The organism is Paraburkholderia atlantica (genome assembly GCF_009362785.1).
Taxonomy (GTDB): Bacteria; Pseudomonadota; Gammaproteobacteria; order Burkholderiales; family Burkholderiaceae; genus Paraburkholderia; species Paraburkholderia atlantica.
The window spans coordinates 1-21,568 of sequence record NZ_WHNQ01000052.1 but is presented as its reverse complement, the minus strand read 5'-3'; the positions used below and the strand labels follow the sequence as shown (position 1 = coordinate 21,568).

The window sequence follows — 21,568 nt, the reverse complement described above, 5'->3', positions numbered from 1 at the left end:
GCCCGCAATCATGCCGTCCTGTAGCGTACCAGCCACCACCTGCGGTCCGGATCGGCTATATAGCTGATTTCACGCGCCCGCCCGCTCAATAGCTGACCCACCTCCTGCTCGTCCGGAAAATTCTTGACAACCTCGAAGCGCGTGCCATCCTCGAGCAAGCGCTCTTCGATCAGGTCACCGTGTTCATCAAAACGCCTTGAGCCAGTGTGTCGGTAGGGCATCTGGTCGGCGAACACTACGGGTGAACCGGGCAGCATTCGCGCGTGCAGCACATCGAGGAAACTGCCGATACGCGCCCGCGGCATGTGCGACCACCAGAACATGCCGAACGCGCCTTCGAACCGGGCGGGTACTTCGTCGAGCCGATATGCGTCCGCGCGCTGAAAACGGACGTGATCTTCGCGGGCAAGCCGCCGCCGGGCAAGCTCAAGCGACGCTGCGTCGTAATCCACAGCATATAGCGAGCGCGCCGCGCCCGAGATTGCGTGGGTCCAGTAGCCAGTGCCGCACGCAATTTCGAGCACATCCAGGCCACTTAGCGCGTTGACCAGATGCTGCTTGAGCGGCGCCAGACCGGCTTCGACCAGCACGGTGCCATACCCCACGGAGGCGTCGTATCCCGGGGCGCGTGCGGCATAGTACCGGGCATGTTCCTTTGCATTCGACATGAGCGCTCCATCGGCAGCAACGTGCCGGATATCGTTAATCAAGGTGAGCGACGTGCGCAGGCTCGCGATCTTCTTCAGGCGAGCACCCGAGCCGGCCGGCGAGCCATTCGCCAAGCGTCGCGCTTTCGTTTGCTCCGATGCCGTCGGCAAGCCGCGCCGCGATCGCAAGCGGCAGCCAGCGCCCGACTCGCTCGCGGGCGTCCGGCGTGTCGAGTGCTTCTGAATAGCGCTGCAGATAGGCATCTGCCAAGAGGCGCCTCATGACGTTCTCGGCGGGTGCCACGCTAATGGCGCCCGGCGCCGGGGCGAAGCGCAGGCGGACGATCGAGCGCGCGACATCGCAGAGCGGGTCGCCCATCTCTGCCGTCATCCAGTCGATGAGAGTCGCGCCGCCGCCCGTGTCCTGCAACACGTTGAACGGATGGAAGTCGCCGTGGCACAGGCGGTTGTCGCGGCATCGCGCCGTGAGCATTTCAAGCAGGGCGCGCAGCGCATCCCGCTGCATGTCGCTCAGTCCCGGAGCCTGCTGGATGGCTAGACCGAGCCGCATCTGCTGCAGCGGCAGCGCGGCGAGCGCGGGGTGCGTGGTCGCGCCAAGGACATGTATAGCACGATGCAGATCCGCCAGCCGTTCGCCGACATGCCTTGGCGTCGCGCCGCGCAATGCTACCGGCAACGCCGTGCCTGCCGCTTTCGCATAAAGAATACCGTTGCGTCCGTGCAGCGCCGCCGGCAGCAACGCGCCGACGGCGGGGACACGAAATGCCCCGCTCGCTTCGGCCGCCGCATACACCGCCCGCGCAAGAATCGCCTCGGTTTGCACGTACTCTTGCGGGCACTGCGGATGAAACAGCTTGAGAACCCAGCCATCGCCCTGATCGAAGACGTCGGAGCTGCAGCCTGTGCCGAGCAGAGTGCCCGGACTAATTTCAACATCCGGCATCATGCGCGCAGCCAGTAGTATTCGCCCGACGCAATGCCTTCGAACATTTCATCGCTGGACTCCAGAATGTTTTTCCGCCAGTAGCGGCCATGCTCGGCGTAGTGGGATAGCAGGTCGGCTAGCATCGAACCGGACAAGTTCTCTTGGAACGGCAGGCGCAGCACCAGCACCATGCCACCCGTATCGGTATCGAGGCCAAGCTGCGCCTGATCCTGGGCATAGACCAGCAGGTTTGCTTCGAGCATCAGCCGGTATACGACCAGCGTGCGGCCCGCGGTCATCGTGCCATAGTGGAAATTCGCGTACATAGCATCTAGATCGCTGTCGAAGTAATCGAGCCGCACATCGAAGCCCTCGACTTCTATCGAACGCGTTTCCAGCACGAAGTCGACGTCGGGCAAGCCCACGACACCGCACAGTTCGGTGACAATCTGCATGTAGCGTTCGCTGCTCACGGCATGATTTCATCAAATGAAGCGACCGGCTGCCCGCATGCGGGCAGGTCAGCGCGCGGCGCCGACCTGTTGTTCCTGGAGATGACCAATCACGCGTGCCGCGGCCATGAATCCCCGGTACAGCCGCGCGAGATTGTCGCGGTCCAGTTCCGTGCGTCCCTGCGCCTCGCCAATCTCGCGGGCAGTCGCCTCCAGCGCGCCGCGCAGTCCGTCGATGTCTGCAAGGCCGGGGGTGGCGAGCGACGCACGCAGGCTGTCGAACTGGGCAGCGTGTGCTTCGATCTGTTCGTACATGTAAGTCTCCACAATAAATCGATGTACCTGGGGTGCTGCTCGTTCATCGTTGCGGCGCATGGCGCGCAGGAAGACTGGCGGGGGCGGGCAGCGGCGTGTACATGACGCCCTGAGCGGTGCCCGGTGTCACGATGTGCGCACTGCTGCTGGCGTCGGCGCGTGCGGCCCGGGCCACTTGCGCGGCCTTCCCGGCCGCCATGCCGGCTATGTGCCCGGGCGCAGCCGGTTCGAGCGGCGCGCCGCCCAGCACAGCATTGCCGGTAGGCCCGGGTGCTCGCTCCGGCACGCCGCCCGGATTCGCGTAAGCGCCGGCGGGCTCGGCATTGACTTCGGCTTCGGCATTGGCGTCGCCGGTGCCGGACGCGAAGGGAGAACCGCTGGATGCAAGCGCTCCAGGCAAGTCCACCGCGAATATGTGCTTGATGCCATCGGGCGTTTCCGCATATCGCACGTCCTCCGATGAAACCATTTCCGAGTAGCTTGCTACCGCCAATTCCGGACCCGGCCGCGAAACCTGGTCCGCCTGGACCAGCAGCGCCTTGACATTCGAATCGAGATCCGAGCGCACGCGCGCCACGGCGGCATCGAGCTGGGCCTTGTCGGCCACGTGGCCCGAGATCAGGAAGCGGCCATTGTCGGCGTAGGAAACTCGCGCGCCGGCCACGCCGAGCGAATCCTGGATGCTGCGCACGTCTTCCTGGGCGACGTCGTATTTGCGCACCACGCCATCCGGCGCAACGCGTGCAAGCAGCGCGCGCACAGCGGTGTCCTCGCTGGTGCTTGCGACCATGCCGGTCACCACCACGCTATTGCCAAGCGGGGCTGCATGCAATCCGGCAAGGTGCGACTCGGCCAGTGCCTGCGATATCCGCAACATGCGGTCGTTGGCGCTTGGGGGAAACGCTGCGTCGCTGATCTGCATGGTGATCACGAGCGCGCCTGCGGTGATCACGCCGCCAAGCAGCACGCAGGCCGCAACCGCCGTTAGCTGACGGCGGCGCCGCTGCTGGTGCCTCAGTGAGGCCAGTTGCGATTTCACCGGGCTGGCAAGCAACGTGGAAAGCAGGTCCAGGTCAGAAGGCCAGGCCGTGTCTTCAGGGCCGAGACACAGCACGGTATCGTCGAACTGGACCGGCACGAAGTCAATCAGCAGGACCGCGCCGGCTTCGGCATCGCCGGGCAGATCGAGTGAAATGCTAACGACGCCCGTTTCATCGACATCAAGATGCGCGTCGGGACCTTGCCAGTCGGCGAGGCGTATGTCCGCGTCGTCGTCCCGGCCAATGCGGTGCTGCCCTGGCGTGAGCGGCAACGACCCGCCTGCATGGATACCCGTCAGTATTCGGAGAAGTTTCATCGCGTGTCCTGCGTTGCGGTTCGGTGGCGGCGAGGTCCGTCGGATGGCTTGCGCGGGCCAACTGGCCATGTGCGGGGCGGGGGGGGGGAGCCTGTCGAGAGTGGCCAGTGTGGCGATTCCCGATCGCGCTCACTCCAGGTTATACGAAGCGCGCACAGCGCAGGCGAAGCTTTGCGCCTATCAGCGGCGCGTGCCTCGTACGCCCGGGCCGGCGCCGCTCGCCGCCGATGCCGATCGCGGCGCATCCGCCTGTAGTTCCTCGTGTGTCGTGCGCATTGCGTGCAAGCCGATGAGCGCTTCCTGCATGCCAACACGGGCAATCGATTTGTCGAGCGATTCGTTCGCCGACGGCCGGTCGCCATTGAGCCATATGAGCGGGGCCAGCAAACGAGCGTCGCGAACCCGTTCGCCCCAGGCGCGGGGCGCGTCTCCATCCTGTACCCGACGCGGCCAGGGACCGGCCGTGGCTGCGGCAGGCGTACTGCCGGCGTGCACGGCATTGCCTGCCGAAGCTGCGCCCATGCGCGTGGCGGCACGTTGTTTCGTAAGTTCGACGAAGGGTCCGAGTCCCGCGACCGGCTGTGCGCCATCGCGGCGCCTGAACGCAAGCCAGCGCCGGACTTGCTGGATCATGCCGACATGAAAGGCCGCGGACGGATCGGCCGCGAGCCAGTCGACGATATCAAGCAGGCCGTGGCCCCAGATGCCTCGCATGGCGCTTGAATGCCGGGGATCGTCGCTGGCGGCATCAAAGCAGGCGGCGATGGCAGTGAGTGGCGAGGCGGAGCCGGTCTGCTTTATCGTTTCCCTTGCCGCGCCTGACTGATGCGCATCGTGCCCGCGGTCCGGCTGGCGCTCGCGCTTTTGCTGACTGTCGCGCTTTTGCTGATTGCCAACACCACCGCCGCCAGTTCCACCACCACTGCCGCCATGCTTGCCGCCGTCGTGCGGTCGCCGGCTCTTGCGGATCGACCCGCCCGTGGCCTTGACATGCAGCTTTTTGCAGAGCTCCTGCGAGCCGCCTTCGTGCTGAGAATGGCCGCCCTGGCCGCCACGGCCGTCCTTACCCCGTGCCACAGCCGCATCAAGCGGATGAAAAACGCCGCCTTCGGAGCCGGCGCTTTCCTGTGCGTCGCCTGCATGCTCGCCATGGCGGCGGCGCTGCTTGACCGAGCGCAGCCACGGGAGCCGCATTAGATTCCGGGTGTTGATCGAGCAAACTTGCCTCGCATGCTGCGAATTGCCGCCATAGGCATAACTGGTGCCGTGATGGAGTGTGGCAAAGCGCATGCCTTTATGCGTGTCCTGCGAGTGATCAAGGCGCTGCGCCTCCGAATGACGTTGCGCTTCGGCGGCCACTGCGGCATCCTTCGATCCGATCGATATCATCGGTGTGCTCCTCTAAGCGGCGCGCTATTGCGGCAGCACCGCGCTCATCATCTGGTTGGCGAAATGCAGGACGGCGGCGCACGACAGTGGCGCGACGATGACAATCGTGACCGTGACCGCGATGAGTTTTACCGCATGCGAGATCGACTGGTCCTGTATTGATGTGATCGCCTGCAGGAACGATACGCCCAGCCCGACCAGCGCGGCCACCACCACTGTCGGCAACGACACGGTCAGGCAAAGCAGCACGCCCTGGATGGTGTACTGGATCAGCGTGTCCATTTGCATGGCGGGTTTCCTATCGATAGCTCATTACGAGTCCGTGGATGAGCGTCGACCAGCCGTCCATCACCACGAACAACAGCAGCTTGAAGGGGATCGCGACGTTGGTCGGCGTGATCTGGTTCAGCCCCATTGCAACCAGCACATTGGCGATAATCAGGTCGACCACGATAAACGCGATATAGAGCATGAAGCCGATCTTGAACGCCTCGGTGAGTTCAGTCAGCGTGAAGGCGGGCGCGAGCACGATCAGGTCGTCCTCTTTGAGCGCCTGCGCTTCCTGCTTGGGCCACACCATGTTGGCCGAATGCACGAAAAAGCGCTTCTCGCGTTCCTGCGCGTGCGCCTTGAGAAACGCGCGGAACGGCTCCTCGGTTGCGTCGAAGATCTGGATCATCGCCTGCGAGGATTGCGGCGCGATCGACTGGCTTTGCAGCTGCTTGCTGGCGGCAATGCCAATGGGCGCCATGACATAGATCGACACCAGGATCGCGATACCGTTGAGCACCATGTTGGGTGGCACCTGCTGCACGCCCAGCGCGTTTCGCAGCAGCCCGAGCACCACCACGATCTTGGCGTACGACGTCACGACCATCGCCACGAACGGGATCACGCTGATGACGACGATTGCCAGCAGCAGCCCGGTGATGTCGCTAAACTGGACCATCGGCGGACCTCGGACGCCCCGCGGCGCAGTGCGCCATGCGGATGATTCGCACTCCAAGGTGCTCGCCGACCGTGACCAGTTCGCCGTACCCGATCGTGCGCCCATGCACGACTAGACGCAGCCGCGCGTCGGCAAACGGCACGGGAAACTCGACCACGTAGCCGGGCCCAACGGTGGAGAGTTGTGCAAGCGGCATGGCGACCGTATCGATTTCGAATTGCACGGGCAGTTCCAGCTCGCCAACCCGGATAAGGTCATCGGCTTGATTGACGGTGGCGGCTGCATCGACAAAAGCCGAGTCCAGCTTGTCTGACATGTACGGCTCCTTGGCGAGGATGGGCGTTGGCCCGTCGAATTGCACGGCGGCGCACAGGCGCTTGAGCCCCGGCGTGCCCCATACGGCCACGGCGCGCGGCGCTGGCGCGCCGTGGCCAGCGGGATCCGGCGCGGTTTCGTGCGAGGCGAGGATCTGAGCGTCGAATCCAGGAAAGAGGGCGCGCAGCAGGACGTCGCCCGGAGACAGTTCCTGAAGGGTGGCGACTGGCAGCGCCTTGACGCCGAGCACAATGCTGCCCGGTAGTAGCAGGTCATAAAAAAACGGAACTGGCGAGATGCGCGCGACACAGGCGTCAAAGACCGTGAGCGCGGCGCGCGGCAGCGACAGCAGATGTTCGTAGCGTTCCGGCGCGCGGCCGGTGGCGCCTCGCGCGGGGTCCGCCAGCGCATAAGCGAGTTGCACGACTGGTCCCGAAGCTCGGCTTGCAAGGCTCCCACGCGAGATACCGGCAAGACGTGCATCGACAAAACCAAGAACCATCATGCGCGTCAGCAGCGGCTCGACGAGCAAGCCCGCCACCGCCAGCGTGAGCGCGTCGCGCGTGCGCGAGGCGGCTGCGTCCGGTGCGGCGGCGGCCGGAGCGCTCATGCTGCCGCCCAGCGCTATACGCAGCGCGGGATATTGTTCAAGGTCGACTTCGAGCAGCGCTTCCGCCCGCGCGGCGGGATTATCCGCCGTGCTGAACGCGAGGCGCAGTACCGCCGGATCGCGTGCTCGCGACCCGACGCTCGCCTGTTCGCCTGCCGCGAGTACATCAATGGCGATTAGCTGCGCGCCGCCTTGCGCGGCGCAATCCGCAAGCCGAAGATCGCACAGCGACTGTAAGAAGGGCAGCAGTTCATGACTGACAGGCGTGAGCCTGAGCGCGGCAACGGGCAATGCTGGGCCAGCGGCGCGGGCCGCCAGATCGGTTGCCCCGGCCCCGCGCCGATGCACAAACGCTGCGTGCACGAGCGGCCTTGGGGGCGAATCATCGTCAAGTTCCGGCACCGAAGCGACCATTGGCTTCAGCCTCGCTTACCAAACGGTGATCTGGATGTCGCTGATGTTGCCACACGCGCTGAGTGTTGCATCGAGCTCCCGTTCAAGCATTGCACTGTGGTCCAAGAGTAATTGCCTGGTCGCGGGATCCGGCGCGTCGAACCGAAGCTGCATGACGAAAGGCGAAAGCGTGAGGTAGAGCGTGGTGTGCGGAAACAGCGTCTCATCGAGCGGCATGCGTACGTCCCAGTTGCCCGCTGTCGCGATGGCGCGGTCATTGGCGAATCCTGCGATCTCATGTGCCAGTGTCCCGACTATGTCGAGTACCCGTTGCTGGCTCGCGAACACAGAGGCAACCAGTGCCTCGGAGGCATGCTCTACACGCGGTCCGATGCCGTCGTTGCCGGCGGCATCGGCGGCCCGTGCCATGCTGTCAAGGCGCGTGTTCATCAGGCCTGCGCTCAGCAGGCAGATGCCGTCGCGCGAAGCCGGCGAGCCGCCGTCGCCTGCTCCGCCGCCATGCGCGCCTGCAGGTTGTACGGCATGCGGCTCCCGTCCGACCGGCCGATGCAAACTGGGACCGCCGCGCAACAGGCTCGCGTAATCGAACTTCGAAGAGCGCTCGGTCTGGCTCCATGCGCCCCCATCGTCTGCGTGGTCGTCGACGGGGAAGACGCGCAGGCGGCGCGAATGGATCGAGGTCACCGCAACTTCAGAGGCCGACGCGGCCGAGCGGCTTGAACTCGACCTGCTCGCCCAATTCCTGGTACGAGTACACCGCGAGCCAGCCGATGCGTGGCTCGATCATGCGCCGCACGTAACGGCGGATATCCATCGACGTGACGAGCGCCACGCCGCTTTGCGGCGTCTCGCCCACAAATGCCTTGATGCGTTCAGTGAGGGTAGCCATGTCCTCGGGCGGCAGCGCAAGGAAATTTCCGGTGGGCGTCTGCTTGATCGACTGCCGGATATGTTGTTCGACCTGCAGGTCGAACAACACCACTGAAAGTGTCTTGCCGCCCGCGGTCGCACGATGCGCAAGGAAGCGCGACAGGTCGCTGCGCACGTACTCAGTGAGCATCAGCGTGTCTTTTTCCTTCGGGCCCCATACCATCAGGCTTTCCATGATGGTGCGCCCGTTGCGGATCGATACGCTTTCCTCCAGCAGGCGGCGCAGCACGTCGGCGATGCGCTGCAGCGGCAAGCCCTTCTGCACTTCGGCGACAAGGCCAGGATAATCGGCGCCGAGCTGATCGAGAATCCACTGCACTTCCTGGATGCCGAGGAAGAGCGGAGCATGCCGGCGCAGCAGCGCCACCGACGCATGTGCGATCACCTGCTCCGCGCGCCATACCGTGGTCTTCGGGGGCACTTGGCGGTCTTCGATCCAGTGCGTGGGAGCGCCGCTGGGTTCGATCGGGTCGCGCGTTTGCGCTTTCGCCATCAGCGCGGCGAGCGCACCGGCGTCCACGGGTGCGCTTGCGGGCATCGACAAATGCAGCGTGTGCGCAGCCTCGGGCAGCATCACCTTGCCGGGCGGCAGTTCAATGCGCAGTTGCGGGACGTCGTGGACCAGGATCTCGCAGGTGGACGGGGGCAATGCGCCATGCGTCCACATGGTGATGCCGGGAAAGGGCAGGCCGAGTTCTTCCTGCAGCGCGCAGCGTTCGAGATCGAACGACTTGTCAAGTGACGGCATGGCCAGCCGCGCGAGCAGGTCCGGCGCAATGCGCACGCCTAGCGCGCAAGTGAATTGCGGCGCGCGCGTGAGGATTGCAGGCGTCTGCGTCCTGGAGCCCGACCGTTGCATGGCATTGAGGCCTTCGTGCTCCTGGGCCGGAGGCTGCGGCGTCTTGCGGTTCAGGCGGAACGCAGAAAACGCCAGCGTTCCCGAGAGCAGCAGGAACAGCGCGGCGGGAAAACCCGGGACAGCGGCGAACGCAAGCAGCAGCGCCGACGCGAAGTACAGCGCGCGCACACTGGCACTCAACTGGCGGCCGATTTCGTCGCCCAGCGAAATCGGCTTCGAGCGCCGCTCGTCCGAGACCCTCGTGATCATCACACCTGCCGCTACCGAAAGCAGCAGTGAAGGAATCTGCGAGACCATGGCGTCGCCCACCGATAGCACCGAGAAGCGGTTCGCCGCTTCGCCCGCGCTCATGCCGTGGTACGCGACACCCACGGCGATCCCCGCGACAATGTTGATGGTCGTGATGATGAGGCCTGCGATCGCGTCGCCCTTGACGAACTTCATCGCGCCGTCCATGCCGCCGTGCAGCTGGCTTTCGATTGCAAGCGTCGCGCGCTTCATGCGTGCCTGTTCGCCGGTCAGCAGGTTGGCGCGCAAGTCGGCATCAATACTCATTTGCTTGCCCGGCATGGCGTCGAGCGAAAAACGCGCACCGACTTCCGCCGCGCGTTCGGAACCCTTCGCTATCACAATGAACTGCACGGTCGTGATGATGCCAAACACCACCAGCCCGACCACCAGGTTGCCGCCTACCACCAGCTCGCCGAAACTGTCGATGATCTGGCCAGCCTCGGCGTGCAGAAGGATCGATTTGGTTGAGGCAATGTTCAGCGACAGCCGGTAGAGCGTGGTGAACAGCAACAGCGCCGGAAACGCGGAGAGCGAGAGCACGTTCGGCACGTAAAGCGTGATCATGAGCAGTGTCACGCTGATCGCAATATTGATTGCGAGCAGGATGTCGATCAGTGCGGGTGGCAACGGCAGGATCATCAGCGAGATGATCGCGACGATCATGGCTGCGATACCGAGTTCTCCCCCGGCGGGCAGTTTGATCGCTTTCAGCATGGCAGGTCCGTGGAGTCGCCGGAACGGGAAGGGGCGGTTCCGGTGTCGCCGCGCCGCGCGCCGATGGCATTGACCCAGCGAAGTATCGCCGCCACGGTTTCAAACAGTTCCTCGGGAATAGGCTGGTCGACGCCCACCTTGTAGAGCGCGCGCGCGACGGGAGGATTGGCGATGATCGGCACGCCCGCATCACGCGCCTCGCCGCGCAGCCGTGCAGCCTGTTCGTCCATGCCTTTTGCGATCACGCGCGGCAAAGGATGTTCGTCGGGCGCATAGCGCAGTGCGACTGCATAGTGTGTCGGATTCACGAGCATCACATTCGCCAGCGACACGGGCGCCTGCACCGCCGTCTCCACCAGCGATCGCGCAATCCGCTGGCGTTCGCCCTTGATGCGCGGATCGCCCACGCTCTGCTTGTTCTCGCGCTTGACTTCGTCCTTGCTCATCATCAGCCGGTTGATGAACATCATCGACTGCAGCTTGACGTCTGCGCCGCCGGTGAGAAGCAGGATCGCCGTCGCGATGACCAGCAGGCGCACCATGATGTCCCACATCATCAGCACGAGGCCCGGCAATGGCCGGTATAGCGATCCCACGATCAGCGGGAACAGCCACTTGATGGTGACATACATGACTGCCCCCATGAGCGCAGCCTTGATGATCATCTTCGCCATGTCGATCACGGTCTTGACGGAGAAGATACGCTTGAGGCCGGTCATTGGATGGACGGCAGTCAGGTTGGGCGTCACGGGTTTCATCGCTATCTTGAAGCCGACCTGCGCGCCGCAGGCGAGGATCGCCGCGAGCGCTGCCGCGCACACGCAGGGAATGATCACGACCAGCGCCGCGCGGCCGAGCTTGAACAACTGTGCGTAAAGATTGGTCTCCGAATGATCGGCATCGACGAAGCCGGTCGCGAGCGCGATCAAGCCGCGAAACGCGTCGTTGAGATGGCTTGCGCCCGCTGCGAGCAGCAGGACCACCGCTGCCATGCTAACGGCCGAAACCAGCTCCGCGCTATGTGAGGCCTGCCCTTCGTTGCGCGCGTCCGTGAGCTTCTTACGAGTGGGCTTTTCAGTCTTTTCGTCGGTCTGGCTCATGAAACGGCTCGATGAACGGCGGGAGGATGCCGGGACAGATATGGTCGGCGCGTAGCCGCGATGGGCCGAAAGCGTGACAGACTTTACCGCGCCCGGCCTGCGCCGGCCGGTATGCAGGCGAAACGAGCGCGTGCGAGGCGAAGCACGCCGGGCTCTTCGGGTGCGCCGCCTTTGCTTCGCGTCGGTGCTGCAAGGCGGTGTATCCGGTTGCTATTGTCTTTGGTAGCCGTCTAAACTCATCAGGGAGTCACCGTGAACGCCACCAAACCGGAATACCTGAACTGCAGTGCCGAGATTGTCGGCGGATTGATCGAAACGATCTGTGTGGCGCTGTTCGAAACGTTTCCGAGGCCTTCGGTGGATCGTGAAGACGTTGGGCTCGTGCTCGATGCGCTGCATGTGTTGCGCCCCGATGTCGCCGAAGTCGATGCGCTGGACGGCATCCTGCACATCGTAAATGGCAATTGGGACGATGCGATCCATATCCTTCACCAGGTCGTGACGCGCGCGCCGGGCTTCCTGTATGGGAAGTCGTTGCTTGCTTTCAGCCTTGCCGCAAAGGGTGACCCGCATTGGCGCCAGTGCGCGGGCGAAGTGATCGAGGGTGGCGCGGCGGGCGGGTACGCCGACAAGCTGGTGCGCGCGCTGATTGCCCGGCACGACCTGATGTCCGCGCACCGGGCCGCTCGATTGAGCGGCAAGTTTGTCATGCCCGATTCGGTTGCGGCAATGATCGAGATGGCGCGAGCGCCATCGGATGCACGGGTCACGCCGGATAGCGCAGGCGGCGGCCCGCAAACAGGCGCGACGGCCGAAGGCGCGCCTACTAGGGCTATCCGCGCGTGAAAGCGAGACGCCGAGCATCGTCTGGTGCAGGTTTGAAGATCGTTTCATGTGAACGCCGCGCCAACGCGATGGCAATGTGTCAGGAGATACCCATGAGTATCAGTATTGAAGCCCTGCAAATGCGGGCCGCACTCGATTCGCTCGCGCAGGGCGGAAGCACAGGCGGCACGACGCCGACGGAGCTGGCCAGCCGCTTCGAGTCGATGATGCAGGGTGCGCACCTTGAAGCGCCGGTCGCGAGCACGCCCAGCGGCATGCAGACCGCCGCGAAGGTCTTGGCCACCCAGGATGCCGAACTGCAGCGCATTCCTCTCGACGCCCAGGCGCTCGTCCAGGCGGTGCCAATAATGTCGATGCAGCAACTATCGGCGAGCGCCACTACGCTGATGCTGAATATGTCGGCCGAGCAGCTTGATTTGCAGGCGAAGATGGGCGTGGTCCAGTCGACCAAGTCGGCAATCGAGACACTGATGAAGAACCAGTAATTCTGCACCCAGCTTGCAACGGCTGATTGGATCGTCACTCAGAAAAAGGCAGGGAATGCACATGGTGGAGCAAAGCTCGCTGCGCCCCGTAAGCAGATGGCTGTTGTGCGCAGTTGCGCTCTGCATGCTTCTCGGCGGCTGCAAGATGGAGTTGTACGGCAAGCTGGCCGAGCAGGATGCCAACGAGATGGTCGTAGCGCTGCTGGAGCATGGAGTGGATGCGGGCAAGGAGACGCCAGATAGCGGCAAGACCTGGTCGCTGCAAGTGGATGACAGCCAGCTGATGCAGGCCCTGCAGGTGCTGCGCGCGGCTGGCTTGCCGCGCAGCCGTTACGACAACCTCGGCGAGTTGTTCAGGAAGGACGGCTTGGTGTCCACGCCGACCGAGGAGCGCGTGCGGTTCATCTATGGCATGTCGCAGGAGCTATCGTCGACGTTATCGAAAATGGACGGTGTGCTGGTCGCACGCGTACAGATCGTGCTTCCGAACAACGATCCGCTCGCGCAAATCATCAAGCCGTCGTCGGCGGCGGTGTTCATCAAATACCGGTCGGACGCGGATGTCGGCGCGCTGGTACCGCAGATCAAGACACTGGTTATGCATAGCGTGGAAGGCCTGGATTACGACAAAGTCAGCGTGACCGCGGTCGCAGCCGAGCCGGTCGACGTGGCCCGCATCAAAAGCGCTTCCGGCACGCCGGCATGGGTGATTGCGGCTATCGTGGGCGGTTGTCTCGTGGTTGCGCTCGCGTTGCTGGTGGTGGCGCGGTGCAGCGTGCAGTCAGGCAGCGAGCCTGGGATGGACGCAGAGAAGGGCGCGGGCAGCAGTCTGGCCGCGCGCGTGCGTCGGATTCTGGGGCGCGTACCTGCGCGGCCGGCGGGGTGAGCGCGGCCGGATGCCGTCTGCAATGACAACCGGCACGATACCTCGCCAGCGCGTGTGCGCCGCATTTGCAAACCCGACTGCAAACTAGGAGTGACGCGACTATGAGCGCGCGGCTCGACCAACCTTTCATACGCGCGGCGGCAGCGCTGCGCACTTATCGCGCCAACGCTGGCGAAGCCGCGCGCTGGATGCATCCGTCCTGGACACTGTTCCTGCTCGCGCTTGACGCGGCGCAGCTCGCCGACTGGAACCGCGCGCTTGCACAGTCGTCGCCTGCTGCCGTGGAGCGTGTGTCGCTTGCTTTGTGCGCAAGCGCGGGCGTGGCCGCGCCGTCTATCGAAACGCTCTCGCAGCCGGCCTTGCGTCCACGGCCGCAAGGCGCGAGCCCCAATCCCTCGCTGATCGACGTGGTTCCTGCCGTCACCGGACTGCAGGTGCTGCGCATGCGCGCGCTGTCGTTCCGGCGCTCGGAAGTGCGCCGTCTGATCGACCGGCGCTCGCGTGAACGACTCTCCGCGTGGGCCGGGTGCTCAGTCGATTCGCTATGCCACGACGCGCATCTTGCCGAGGCGCCGGATATTGCACGTCTTGGCATGCGGGCGGGGATCATGCCGCTGGGCGATCTGGACGCAGATGCACTTTCGCTCGAAGGCCTGATCCTGATGCAGCGCGACCTCGAAATGCAGGCGTCCCCCTGTCCGCTGCTGGGCTTGGCGTTGCCGCGCATGCTGCATCCGCCCGCATGGATTGCGGGCATGCCGCATGAGATCGATTCACCGGGTACCGCGCGGCTATTCGCGCGGCTGCCGGAACTGCTACCGGAGTGGGCATGGCTATTTGGTTGAGAAACATCCGTCAATTGCAGAACGGCGCCGCTGATGATCCGGGCAGCACGCGCGTGGGCGCTGCAGCGGAGATCATGGGCGCAGCGGAATTCGGCGCGCTGGTCGCGCTCGACGAAGGCTTCCGGGCGCTGCGCAACGAACGCGAGGCAGTGCTGGCTGCGGCGCGAGAGGAAGCAGCAAGGTTTGTCGATGCGGGCCGTGCGGAGGCGGCCGGGTTGGTCGAACATGCCCGCCTCGAGCGCGAGACCGCAGCGGCGGAAGGCTATCGCGAAGGCGAGCAGCGCGCGCTCGCGGACTGGTTCGAGCGCGCCGCGCAAGAAGGCGACGCACATGCGCGGTTGCTCGGACGCATGCGCGAGCGCCTGGCAGCCGTGGTGTCGGTTGCTGTCGAAAGGGTGGTGAGGGTCGAGCAGCGCGGCCTGTTGTTTGAACGCGCGCTTTCGGAAGTCGACCGTATCGCAGGCGGCGCGACTTATCTGAACATCGCCGTGCATCCAGACGACCAAGATCACGCCCGCATCGCTTTTGACCGGTTGGCCGTGCGTTGGCGGGAAATAGGGCAGGCGTTTCCGCTGTCTGTCGCGGCGGACCGGCGGCTTGCGCCGGGCAGTTGCATCGCAGAATCGGATTTCGGCACGGTCGACGCCAGTCTCGAAACGCAGCTGCGTGCAATGCGCAATGCCGTGTCGCGGGCGCTCAAGCGCGCCGTCCTGGACGTGGAGCAACACAGCTCCGGCGCGCAGGAAGAGGGGGATGCGCCGAGCGACCAGACCAGCGAGGTGCACAGCACATGAACCAGCCCTGGCTTCCTCCCGAAGCGGACTTCAGCCTTTTCACCGACGAAATCGAGCGTGAGCTGCTCGAGGTGTCGGGCATCGTGCGAACAGGCAAGGTGGTCGAGGTGGTCGGCACGCTGATCAAGGTATCGGGGCTTGACGTATCGCTCGGCGAGTTATGCGAGCTGCGCAACCAGGCTGACGGGCAGGTGCAGCACGCGGAAGTTGTCGGCTTCACGCGCGATCTCGCGCTACTCTCTCCATTCTCGCGGCTTTCCGGTATTTCGCGCTCGACCCAGGTGTTCGGCCTCGGCCAGCCGATGGAAGTCGGCGTAGGCGACGCGCTGCTCGGCCGCGTGATCGACATCCTGGGCGAGCCGCTCGATGGCGGTCCGCCGATCGAAACCAGCGCCACGCGCCCCGTGTTCGGTACGCCGCCGCCTGCCATGGGCCGCCGCCCGATTACGCAGCCTCTTGCCACCGGCGTGCGCCTGGTGGATGGCCTGATGACGCTGGCGGAGGGCCAGCGCGTAGGCATCTTCGCACCCGCGGGCGTGGGCAAGAGCACCTTGCTTGGCATGTTCGCGCGCGGCGCCGAGTGCGATATCAACGTGATCGCGCTGATTGGCGAACGCGGACGTGAAGTCCGCGAATTCGTCGAGGAGATTCTGGGGACGGACGGCATGACCCGCTCCGTGGTCGTGTGCTCGACCTCGGACCGGTCTTCCATGGAGCGCATGAAGGCTGCGTATGTTGCAACTGCAGTTGCCGAATATTTTCGCGACCGGGGCCAGCGGGTCCTGCTGATGATGGACTCGCTTACCCGATTTGCTCGCGCGGGCCGCGAGATCGGCCTGGCCGCCGGCGAGCCGCCCGCACGGCGCGGTTTTCCCCCTTCGATCTTCGCTGAATTGCCGCGCCTGCTGGAACGCGCCGGGATGGGCGCGGGAGAGCAGTCAGGCTCGATCACGGCGCTTTACACCGTACTTGCCGAGGACGAGAGCGGGACCGATCCGGTGGCCGAGGAAGTCCGCGGCATTCTCGATGGCCACATGATCCTCTCGCGTGAGATCGCGATGAAGAACCGTTATCCCGCCATCGACGTGCTGGGCAGTCTCTCGCGGGTGATGCCGCGCGTGGTGCCCGCACACACGCTGCAAGCGGCCGGCCGCGTGCGCGAAATGCTGGCGAAGTATCGCGAGGTCGAGATGCTGCTGCAGATCGGCGAATACCAGGCGGGCAACAATCCTGTCGCCGATGAAGCGATTGCCAAGCGCGCCGCGCTGGAAGCTTTTCTCACGCAAGGCACCGATGAATTCACACCGCTTGAGCGCACCCGCGCCAGCCTCGCCGAACTCGGCGCACCAGCGCTATGAGCGATCGCCGCATCGTGGCGCTCGAACTTTCCGCGCGTCGCCGCCAGCGCCTGGACGACGTGTTGCGGGGCACGCTCCAGCAGCAGCGCGAGGGACAGGCGCAGCAAGTCGCGCTGTGTGCCGCATGCCAGCGTCAGGCCGACAGCAGCGCCGCGGCGCTGCTCGAACGCAACGAACGCCTGGATGCGCTCATGGGCGGAACCCGGGTGTTTTCTATCGAAGCGCTCAATGAAGCGCGGCGTTACCTGGAGCGCGTGGCCGAGCTCCATCATATGAACCTGTCCGCTCTCGAACGGCAGCAGGCAGAACTGGCGCAATGCGACGCCGCAATTGCCCGGACTCGCCAGCAGATCGCGGGCAACCGCATACGTATCGATCTGGTCAAGGACCGTGCGAGTCGCATACAGCGCGAGATCGACAACACGGCAAGCGATGCCGACGACGACGAGGCGCAGGAGAATGCCGTTGGCCGCATGCTGCGCGCGCGAAGCGTGGCCGCGTGAATTCAATTGCAGCGCTGCCGCCATTCGTCGAACTGATCCACGGCTATCTGATCTTGACAGGGCTGTGTGCGCTGCGCCTGTTTGTCACCTTCTATATCTTTCCGCCAACTGGCGACATCGTGCTGCAAGGCCTCGTCCGGACCGCACTTGTCGTACTGTTCAGCACTTACGTTGCGTATGGCCAGCCGCGCGAATTCATTGGTACGCTGCATGGCGCGCTGCTGGTCGAAGTGGGAATGCGCGAAACGCTTATCGGCATGGTGATCGGCTTCGCTGCGTCCGTAGTGTTCTGGGTCGCAGAAGGCGCAGGCACTTATATTGATGACCTGACCGGTTACAACAACGTGCAGATCAGCAACCCCACGCGGCCCGAAACATGCACTCCAACGGCCACGCTGCTCGGCCAGGTTGCGATCACCGCGTTCTGGGCGTTCGGCGGCATGACCTTTCTCCTCGGAACGGTGTATGAGTCGTATAACTGGTGGCCGGTTTCGGCAGCGTCGCCCAACGTCTCGAACATCATTGAAGCGTTCACCATGCGCGAAACCGACACGCTCATGCAATTGATCGCCAAGCTCGCCGCGCCAATGATGCTGATCCTGCTGCTGATCGATTTCGCCTTCGCCTTCGCAGCCAAATCGGCGGCTAAGCTTGACCTGATGACCTTGAGCCAGTCCGTCAAGGGAGCGATGACCGTGCTGATGCTGGCGCTCTTCGTTGGCCTCTTCGTGGATCAGGTCAAGGGCCAGCTCACCCTGCGGGACTTCTCGGTCAGAATGCAGGCGCTTTCGCAGAAGGCAGGCGCTGGCAAACCTGACGCGGCGTCGGGCGCGCGGCCGCCGGCCGTGACAAATCCGGTAACGAAAACTCAATAGTCCTCAAATCGTCATAGGAAGTCAGATTTGAGAGTCTCGATTTTTATACTGACGAGTGCACCAAATAGGGATCTGTCGCACTGGATTTGCCCCCGTACTTCCGGACACCGCCTCACACTAAGGTTGATGAATCGGTCCTACGTCGGAACTCGCGTGGCGAGCGATATTTCAGCGCGCTATGCGGGTGCTTCTCGTTGTAATGCTCGAACGCGACGGCCAGATTGCGAACAGCGGTCGCTGCATCTGGCTTGGGCATGAAGGCCACGTAGTCGCGCTTCATCGTCTTCACGAAGCTCTCGGCCATGCCGTTCCCGTAAGTCCACGAATGCAGATCGTACAGGCGCTCAAGCGCGTGTAGAGATCGAGGTCACCCACCCGTTCCATCCATGGCGAGGCAGGCGCTTTGTGCTAGCGACCCGCAAGCAGAACTGGGGCGAGGACCGTGTGATGTTTTATGACCCACATGGGCGGCTGCGCTCTTTGCTTGCGTCGTGGACGAATGTCGACGAGCGGGACGTGTTCGCTCAGGTCGCTGCCGGCAAGTCATTCCTGCGCCCCGATGATCTCGCGGATCTTGTGGTCTTAATTGACGAGATCAGGGGCCGCCATCGCCGCGCGCGCGTAAAGTAAACTATGCCGCATGTGTTAGGAGAATTTCGCCGCAATGTTCCGGTTGTGTGCGCACCACGTCTCGCGTATATACGGAAGATTGTCGAATTCTAGCGTCGATCAAATGGCGATTTTGCCTTGACACGTTATCATTTGCGGCATATTTTTGTTTACACATTCAAGTCGATGAACCACGATGTCCAAGAACACCAAGCTTGATCGCCTGCGCCAGCTCGGCGTGCTGAACCCAAGGCCCGAAGCCGTGCGCGCGCCGTGGTTCCAGAACTCGCCGTTCTTCGATCCCAACGATCTCGTGCAGGTGAAGTACGAGATGCTTCGCCACGCCCGTCAGGACGGCGTCAACAAGGCCGAGGCAGCGGCCTTGTTTGGCTTGTCGCGGCCGACGTACTACCAGGCTGAAGCTGCCTTCGAGCGTGAAGGCCTCGCCGGTCTGTTACCCCGCGCACGCGGTCCGAAGTCAGCACACAAGGTCACCGACGAAGTTATGCGATTCATCGAGCAGCACCGACACGCTGGCAGTCCGCTGCAAGCGCATGTACTGGCTGCGCTGGTGCAGACCAATCTCGGCGTCAGCGTCCACCCACGGAGTATCGAACGCGCGATGGCGCGTAAAAAAAAACGATGAGTCATGTGTTCGCGTCGATGCCGGTGAGGCAATGTTGCCTGGCGATGCGCTTGAGCTCTACGAAGGCTTGCGCGTCGCAGCGCCTTGTGAGCGCCGGGGCATGGATGGCACGGGCGCGATCGTCTTCCACGGCATGTGGCGCGGGCTTGTCGTGTTGGCCACGACCCGCACCGCGCCCACGGTGAAGGGGCAGCCGGCGCCAACCGCGCTGCCTTCGGCGGCGCACGATCGCCAGCTCGTGCGCCTGCTCGCCAATATGGTGCTGGCAGCTGAATCACAGGTGCGCCATGCCTACTGACGTCGCTATGAAGGTCTGCGCCGACCATTTGCGGCGCGACGCCTTTCTCTACGTAAGACAGTCGTCGCTGCGACAGGTGTTCGAGAACACCGAGAGCACCAAGCGACAGTACGCGTTGCGTGATCGCGCGGTGGCTTTAGGTTGGCCAATGGAGCGAGTCCACGTTATCGACAGTGACCTCGGGATCTCAGGCGCACAGTCGCAAGACCGCGATGGCTTCCAGCACCTCGTGACTGAGGTGGCGATGGGTCATGCCGGAATCGTGCTCGGGCTCGAAGTATCGCGGCTGGCGCGCAACAATGCTGATTGGCACCGTCTCATCGAACTGGCGGCACTCTCTCACACGCTCATTCTCGACGAGGATGGCATCTACGACCCGGCACACTTCAACGACCGCCTGCTGCTCGGCCTGAAAGGCACGATGAGCGAGGCCGAGTTGCACATCCTCAAGTCACGCCTGCAAGGTGGCATTCTCAACAAGGCACGGCGCGGCGAACTCGAGATGCCTCTCCCCATCGGGCTGACCTACACGGTCAACGGTCGGGTGGTGCTCGATCCAGACCGGCAGATCCAGGGCACCGTGCGGCTGCTGTTTGATACGTTTCGCGAGACAGGTTCCGCGTGCGCGGTAGTACGCCGCCTGCGGGGGCAGAAGATCCTCTTCCCCAGGCGCGTCCGTCGCGGCATCGGCAAGGGTGACGTACTATGGAGCGCAATCGATCACTCGCGCGTACTACAGATTCTGCACAACCCGCGATACGCAGGTGCGTTTGCCTATGGGCGCACCCGTACCGCCTACAATGCCAGGCTCAAGACGGTGCAATTGCGTGTGCAGCAGTCCGACTGGCAGGTACTCATTCCAGATGCACATGAAGGCTACATCTCCTGGGCCGAGTACGAGCGCAACCAAACTGCGCTCGCGCACAATGCAAGTGGCTTCTCGCCGGGCTTGCGCGGTCGTATGCCGCGTCACGGCAGCGCGCTGTTGCAAGGGCGCATGCTGTGTGGCCGCTGTGGTGCGCGCATGCGAGTCCATTACGAGCCACTGCATGGGAGGCTGCAACCCTATTACGTGTGCAACGAAGCTGTAGTGCGAGAAGCCGGCAAGCATTGCCAATGGGTGCGCGGGGCTCCGGTGGATGAGGCGATCAGCGCGTTGTTACTACAGACGGTAGCGCCGGCAGCGATCGAGGTCGCGCTCGCTGTCCAGCAGGAGATCGCTCAGCGAGTAGAACAAGCCGCAGCACTGCGCGAGTCGCAATTGCAGCGAGCCCGTTACGAAGCCGAACTTGCCCGCCGGCGCTACCTGAAGGTCGATCCCGAGAACCGACTAGTGGCTGACGCGTTGGAGGCCGACTGGAACGCCCGGCTGCGTCAGCTTGACACGCTGCAACGTGATCATGAGCGCCAGCGTGAGGCCGACCGTACGCTCCTGGACGAGCCCGCACGCCGACGCATCATGGCGCTGGCTTCCGACTTCCCTCGCGTATGGAACGACGAACACACGAGCGCCGTCGAGCGCAAGCGCATGCTCGGACTACTCATCGAAGACGTGACGCTCATCGTCGGTCAGCAGGTCGATGTCCATGTGCGTTGGCGCGGCGGACGTACACAAAGCCTGGCCGTGGAACGGCCACAGCCGATGTCCAGGGTCCGCAAGACACGGCCCGAAGTTGTTTCCCTTATCGACGAGTTGTTGGAGACTTCGACGGACCGGCAGATCGCAGCACGACTGAACGAACTTGACCATCGGAATTGGCGTGGAGAGTCCTTCACCATGAAGAAGGTCATCCTCATCCGCCAGACTTACGCCTTGAAGAGCCGGTTTGACCGATTGGGTTCTGTTGCAGTAAGGCCCACGTTAAAATTGGGTAGCGAATTTTTGAGCTGTGCGATGAAGAAGACGAAGACACCGCGAACCACACTCGCGCCGGGCTTAGCCAAGGTCCTGAAGCGCCTTCACTACCCGCTTGAAGTGATTTTGCTGTGCGTGCGATGGTACGTGGCCTATTCGCTGAGTTTGCGCAACCTTGCGGAAATGATGGACGAGCGTGGTATCGCGGTGGATCATTCGACGGTGCACCGCTGGGTCATCAAGCTGCTGCCGCTCTTCGAAAGGCGCTTCCGCAAGCACA

23 protein-coding genes and 3 pseudogenes are annotated in these 21,568 nt (G+C 63.7%); 13 read left to right on the top strand and 13 right to left on the bottom strand.

The annotated features are described in order from the left end of the window. Nucleotides 1-8 precede the first annotated feature (8 nt). From GCT19_RS36635 to sctU, 12 genes are all read right to left on the bottom strand, one after another. A complete protein-coding gene (locus GCT19_RS36635) occupies nucleotides 9-782 on the bottom strand; it encodes a class I SAM-dependent methyltransferase (protein ID WP_227749426.1) in 774 nt (257 codons plus the stop codon). Continuing rightward, entirely contained in the window at nucleotides 703-1,611 is a 909-nt protein-coding gene (locus GCT19_RS36630; RefSeq protein ID WP_227749431.1) for a phosphotransferase family protein, read from the bottom strand. Before GCT19_RS36630 ends, GCT19_RS36635 begins: the two co-directional genes overlap by 80 nt. Further along, complete coding sequence (locus GCT19_RS36625) at nucleotides 1,611-2,066, bottom strand: CesT family type III secretion system chaperone (RefSeq protein ID WP_321576929.1); 456 nt, start codon at nucleotides 2,064-2,066, stop codon at nucleotides 1,611-1,613. Before GCT19_RS36625 ends, GCT19_RS36630 begins: the two co-directional genes overlap by 1 nt. Before the next feature lie 48 nt (nucleotides 2,067-2,114). Beyond that, complete coding sequence (locus GCT19_RS36620; protein WP_152854644.1) at nucleotides 2,115-2,360, bottom strand: type III secretion protein; 246 nt, start codon at nucleotides 2,358-2,360, stop codon at nucleotides 2,115-2,117. A 43-nt stretch (nucleotides 2,361-2,403) separates the two neighbouring features. After that, a complete protein-coding gene (locus GCT19_RS36615) occupies nucleotides 2,404-3,717 on the bottom strand; it encodes a type III secretion protein (RefSeq protein WP_152854643.1) in 1,314 nt (437 codons plus the stop codon). Between the two features lie 180 nt (nucleotides 3,718-3,897). Then, the gene (locus tag GCT19_RS36610) at nucleotides 3,898-5,076 is read right to left on the bottom strand and encodes a hypothetical protein (protein WP_152854642.1); all 1,179 of its coding nucleotides are present in this window, start codon (nucleotides 5,074-5,076) and stop codon (nucleotides 3,898-3,900) included. 54 nt (nucleotides 5,077-5,130) lie between these two features. Continuing rightward, a complete protein-coding gene (gene sctS / locus GCT19_RS36605; protein WP_152854641.1) occupies nucleotides 5,131-5,394 on the bottom strand; it encodes a type III secretion system export apparatus subunit SctS in 264 nt (87 codons plus the stop codon). A 10-nt stretch (nucleotides 5,395-5,404) separates the two neighbouring features. Beyond that, nucleotides 5,405-6,055, bottom strand: coding sequence for a type III secretion system export apparatus subunit SctR (sctR, locus tag GCT19_RS36600; protein WP_152854640.1), 651 nt, complete (start codon nucleotides 6,053-6,055; stop codon nucleotides 5,405-5,407). Then, nucleotides 6,042-7,343, bottom strand: coding sequence for a type III secretion system cytoplasmic ring protein SctQ (gene sctQ, locus GCT19_RS36595; protein ID WP_193727490.1), 1,302 nt, complete (start codon nucleotides 7,341-7,343; stop codon nucleotides 6,042-6,044). The genes sctR and sctQ overlap by 14 nt, the downstream gene beginning before the upstream one ends. Before the next feature lie 66 nt (nucleotides 7,344-7,409). Further along, nucleotides 7,410-8,078: a type III secretion system protein SctP gene (sctP, locus tag GCT19_RS44670; RefSeq protein WP_152854638.1), complete on the bottom strand. Its 669-nt coding sequence runs from the start codon at nucleotides 8,076-8,078 to the stop codon at nucleotides 7,410-7,412. Nucleotides 8,079-8,085: 7 nt separating this feature from the next. Next, nucleotides 8,086-10,188 (bottom strand): type III secretion system export apparatus subunit SctV, encoded by a 2,103-nt coding sequence (sctV, locus tag GCT19_RS36585; RefSeq protein ID WP_152854637.1) that lies wholly within the window; start codon nucleotides 10,186-10,188, stop codon nucleotides 8,086-8,088. Further along, a complete protein-coding gene (gene sctU / locus GCT19_RS36580; RefSeq protein ID WP_152854636.1) occupies nucleotides 10,182-11,288 on the bottom strand; it encodes a type III secretion system export apparatus subunit SctU in 1,107 nt (368 codons plus the stop codon). Before sctU ends, sctV begins: the two co-directional genes overlap by 7 nt. Before the next feature lie 252 nt (nucleotides 11,289-11,540). On the opposite strand from sctU, the gene GCT19_RS36575 reads away from it, so the two are divergent. From GCT19_RS36575 to sctT, 8 genes are all read left to right on the top strand, one after another. Beyond that, nucleotides 11,541-12,134 (top strand): HrpB1 family type III secretion system apparatus protein, encoded by a 594-nt coding sequence (locus tag GCT19_RS36575; protein ID WP_152854635.1) that lies wholly within the window; start codon nucleotides 11,541-11,543, stop codon nucleotides 12,132-12,134. A gap of 32 nt (nucleotides 12,135-12,166) precedes the next feature. Then, nucleotides 12,167-12,619, top strand: a complete 453-nt coding sequence (locus GCT19_RS36570) for a type III secretion protein HrpB2 (protein WP_152854634.1) — start codon at nucleotides 12,167-12,169, stop codon at nucleotides 12,617-12,619. 61 nt (nucleotides 12,620-12,680) lie between these two features. Next, nucleotides 12,681-13,505 carry a type III secretion system inner membrane ring lipoprotein SctJ gene (sctJ, locus tag GCT19_RS36565; RefSeq protein ID WP_193727489.1) on the top strand — a complete coding sequence of 275 codons (825 nt, stop codon included), beginning with the start codon at nucleotides 12,681-12,683 and terminating at the stop codon, nucleotides 13,503-13,505. A gap of 101 nt (nucleotides 13,506-13,606) precedes the next feature. Next, nucleotides 13,607-14,350, top strand: a complete 744-nt coding sequence (locus GCT19_RS36560; protein ID WP_152854632.1) for a type III secretion protein HrpB4 — start codon at nucleotides 13,607-13,609, stop codon at nucleotides 14,348-14,350. Next, nucleotides 14,335-15,144 carry a type III secretion system stator protein SctL gene (sctL, locus tag GCT19_RS36555; RefSeq protein ID WP_152854631.1) on the top strand — a complete coding sequence of 270 codons (810 nt, stop codon included), beginning with the start codon at nucleotides 14,335-14,337 and terminating at the stop codon, nucleotides 15,142-15,144. The genes GCT19_RS36560 and sctL overlap by 16 nt, the downstream gene beginning before the upstream one ends. Further along, a complete protein-coding gene (gene sctN, locus GCT19_RS36550) occupies nucleotides 15,141-16,502 on the top strand; it encodes a type III secretion system ATPase SctN (RefSeq protein WP_152854630.1) in 1,362 nt (453 codons plus the stop codon). The genes sctL and sctN overlap by 4 nt, the downstream gene beginning before the upstream one ends. Next, the gene (locus GCT19_RS36545) at nucleotides 16,499-17,005 is read left to right on the top strand and encodes a hypothetical protein (protein WP_152854629.1); all 507 of its coding nucleotides are present in this window, start codon (nucleotides 16,499-16,501) and stop codon (nucleotides 17,003-17,005) included. Before sctN ends, GCT19_RS36545 begins: the two co-directional genes overlap by 4 nt. After that, nucleotides 17,002-17,880: a type III secretion system export apparatus subunit SctT gene (gene sctT, locus GCT19_RS36540; RefSeq protein ID WP_408582409.1), complete on the top strand. Its 879-nt coding sequence runs from the start codon at nucleotides 17,002-17,004 to the stop codon at nucleotides 17,878-17,880. The genes GCT19_RS36545 and sctT overlap by 4 nt, the downstream gene beginning before the upstream one ends. A 112-nt stretch (nucleotides 17,881-17,992) precedes the next feature. Here sctT and GCT19_RS36535 read toward each other — a convergent pair. Then, a pseudogene (locus tag GCT19_RS36535) lies at nucleotides 17,993-18,190 on the bottom strand (integrase core domain-containing protein); the annotation flags it as partial. A gap of 50 nt (nucleotides 18,191-18,240) precedes the next feature. Between GCT19_RS36535 and GCT19_RS36530 the strand changes: the two are divergent. The 5 genes and pseudogenes from GCT19_RS36530 to GCT19_RS36510 all read left to right on the top strand — a co-directional run. Further along, nucleotides 18,241-18,510, top strand: a complete 270-nt coding sequence (locus tag GCT19_RS36530) for a DUF5372 family protein (protein ID WP_321576930.1) — start codon at nucleotides 18,241-18,243, stop codon at nucleotides 18,508-18,510. Between the two features lie 175 nt (nucleotides 18,511-18,685). Next, nucleotides 18,686-19,135 (top strand): helix-turn-helix domain-containing protein, encoded by a 450-nt coding sequence (locus GCT19_RS36525; protein ID WP_152854628.1) that lies wholly within the window; start codon nucleotides 18,686-18,688, stop codon nucleotides 19,133-19,135. Nucleotides 19,136-19,166: 31 nt separating this feature from the next. Continuing rightward, nucleotides 19,167-19,433, top strand: a complete 267-nt coding sequence (locus tag GCT19_RS36520) for a hypothetical protein (protein WP_152854627.1) — start codon at nucleotides 19,167-19,169, stop codon at nucleotides 19,431-19,433. Continuing rightward, nucleotides 19,423-20,532: pseudogene (locus GCT19_RS43820) on the top strand (recombinase family protein); the annotation flags it as partial. The gene GCT19_RS36520 and the pseudogene GCT19_RS43820, both read left to right, overlap by 11 nt. Nucleotides 20,533-21,327: 795 nt before the next feature. Next, nucleotides 21,328-21,568, top strand: a pseudogene (locus GCT19_RS36510) (IS6 family transposase); the annotation flags it as partial.

Coding starts and splice junctions, on each gene's coding strand:
- GCT19_RS36630 (WP_227749431.1), bottom strand. CDS start 1,611: ATGCCGGATGTTGAAATTAGTCCGGGCACTCTGCTCGGCACAGGCTGC.
- GCT19_RS36620 (WP_152854644.1), bottom strand. CDS start 2,360: ATGTACGAACAGATCGAAGCACACGCTGCCCAGTTCGACAGCCTGCGT.
- GCT19_RS36615 (WP_152854643.1), bottom strand. CDS start 3,717: ATGAAACTTCTCCGAATACTGACGGGTATCCATGCAGGCGGGTCGTTG.
- sctS (WP_152854641.1), bottom strand. CDS start 5,394: ATGCAAATGGACACGCTGATCCAGTACACCATCCAGGGCGTGCTGCTT.
- sctR (WP_152854640.1), bottom strand. CDS start 6,055: ATGGTCCAGTTTAGCGACATCACCGGGCTGCTGCTGGCAATCGTCGTC.
- sctV (WP_152854637.1), bottom strand. CDS start 10,188: ATGCTGAAAGCGATCAAACTGCCCGCCGGGGGAGAACTCGGTATCGCA.
- sctU (WP_152854636.1), bottom strand. CDS start 11,288: ATGAGCCAGACCGACGAAAAGACTGAAAAGCCCACTCGTAAGAAGCTC.
- sctJ (WP_193727489.1), top strand. CDS start 12,681: ATGGTGGAGCAAAGCTCGCTGCGCCCCGTAAGCAGATGGCTGTTGTGC.
- GCT19_RS36560 (WP_152854632.1), top strand. CDS start 13,607: ATGAGCGCGCGGCTCGACCAACCTTTCATACGCGCGGCGGCAGCGCTG.
- sctL (WP_152854631.1), top strand. CDS start 14,335: ATGGCTATTTGGTTGAGAAACATCCGTCAATTGCAGAACGGCGCCGCT.
- sctN (WP_152854630.1), top strand. CDS start 15,141: ATGAACCAGCCCTGGCTTCCTCCCGAAGCGGACTTCAGCCTTTTCACC.
- GCT19_RS36545 (WP_152854629.1), top strand. CDS start 16,499: ATGAGCGATCGCCGCATCGTGGCGCTCGAACTTTCCGCGCGTCGCCGC.
- GCT19_RS36525 (WP_152854628.1), top strand. CDS start 18,686: ATGTCCAAGAACACCAAGCTTGATCGCCTGCGCCAGCTCGGCGTGCTG.
- GCT19_RS36520 (WP_152854627.1), top strand. CDS start 19,167: ATGTTGCCTGGCGATGCGCTTGAGCTCTACGAAGGCTTGCGCGTCGCA.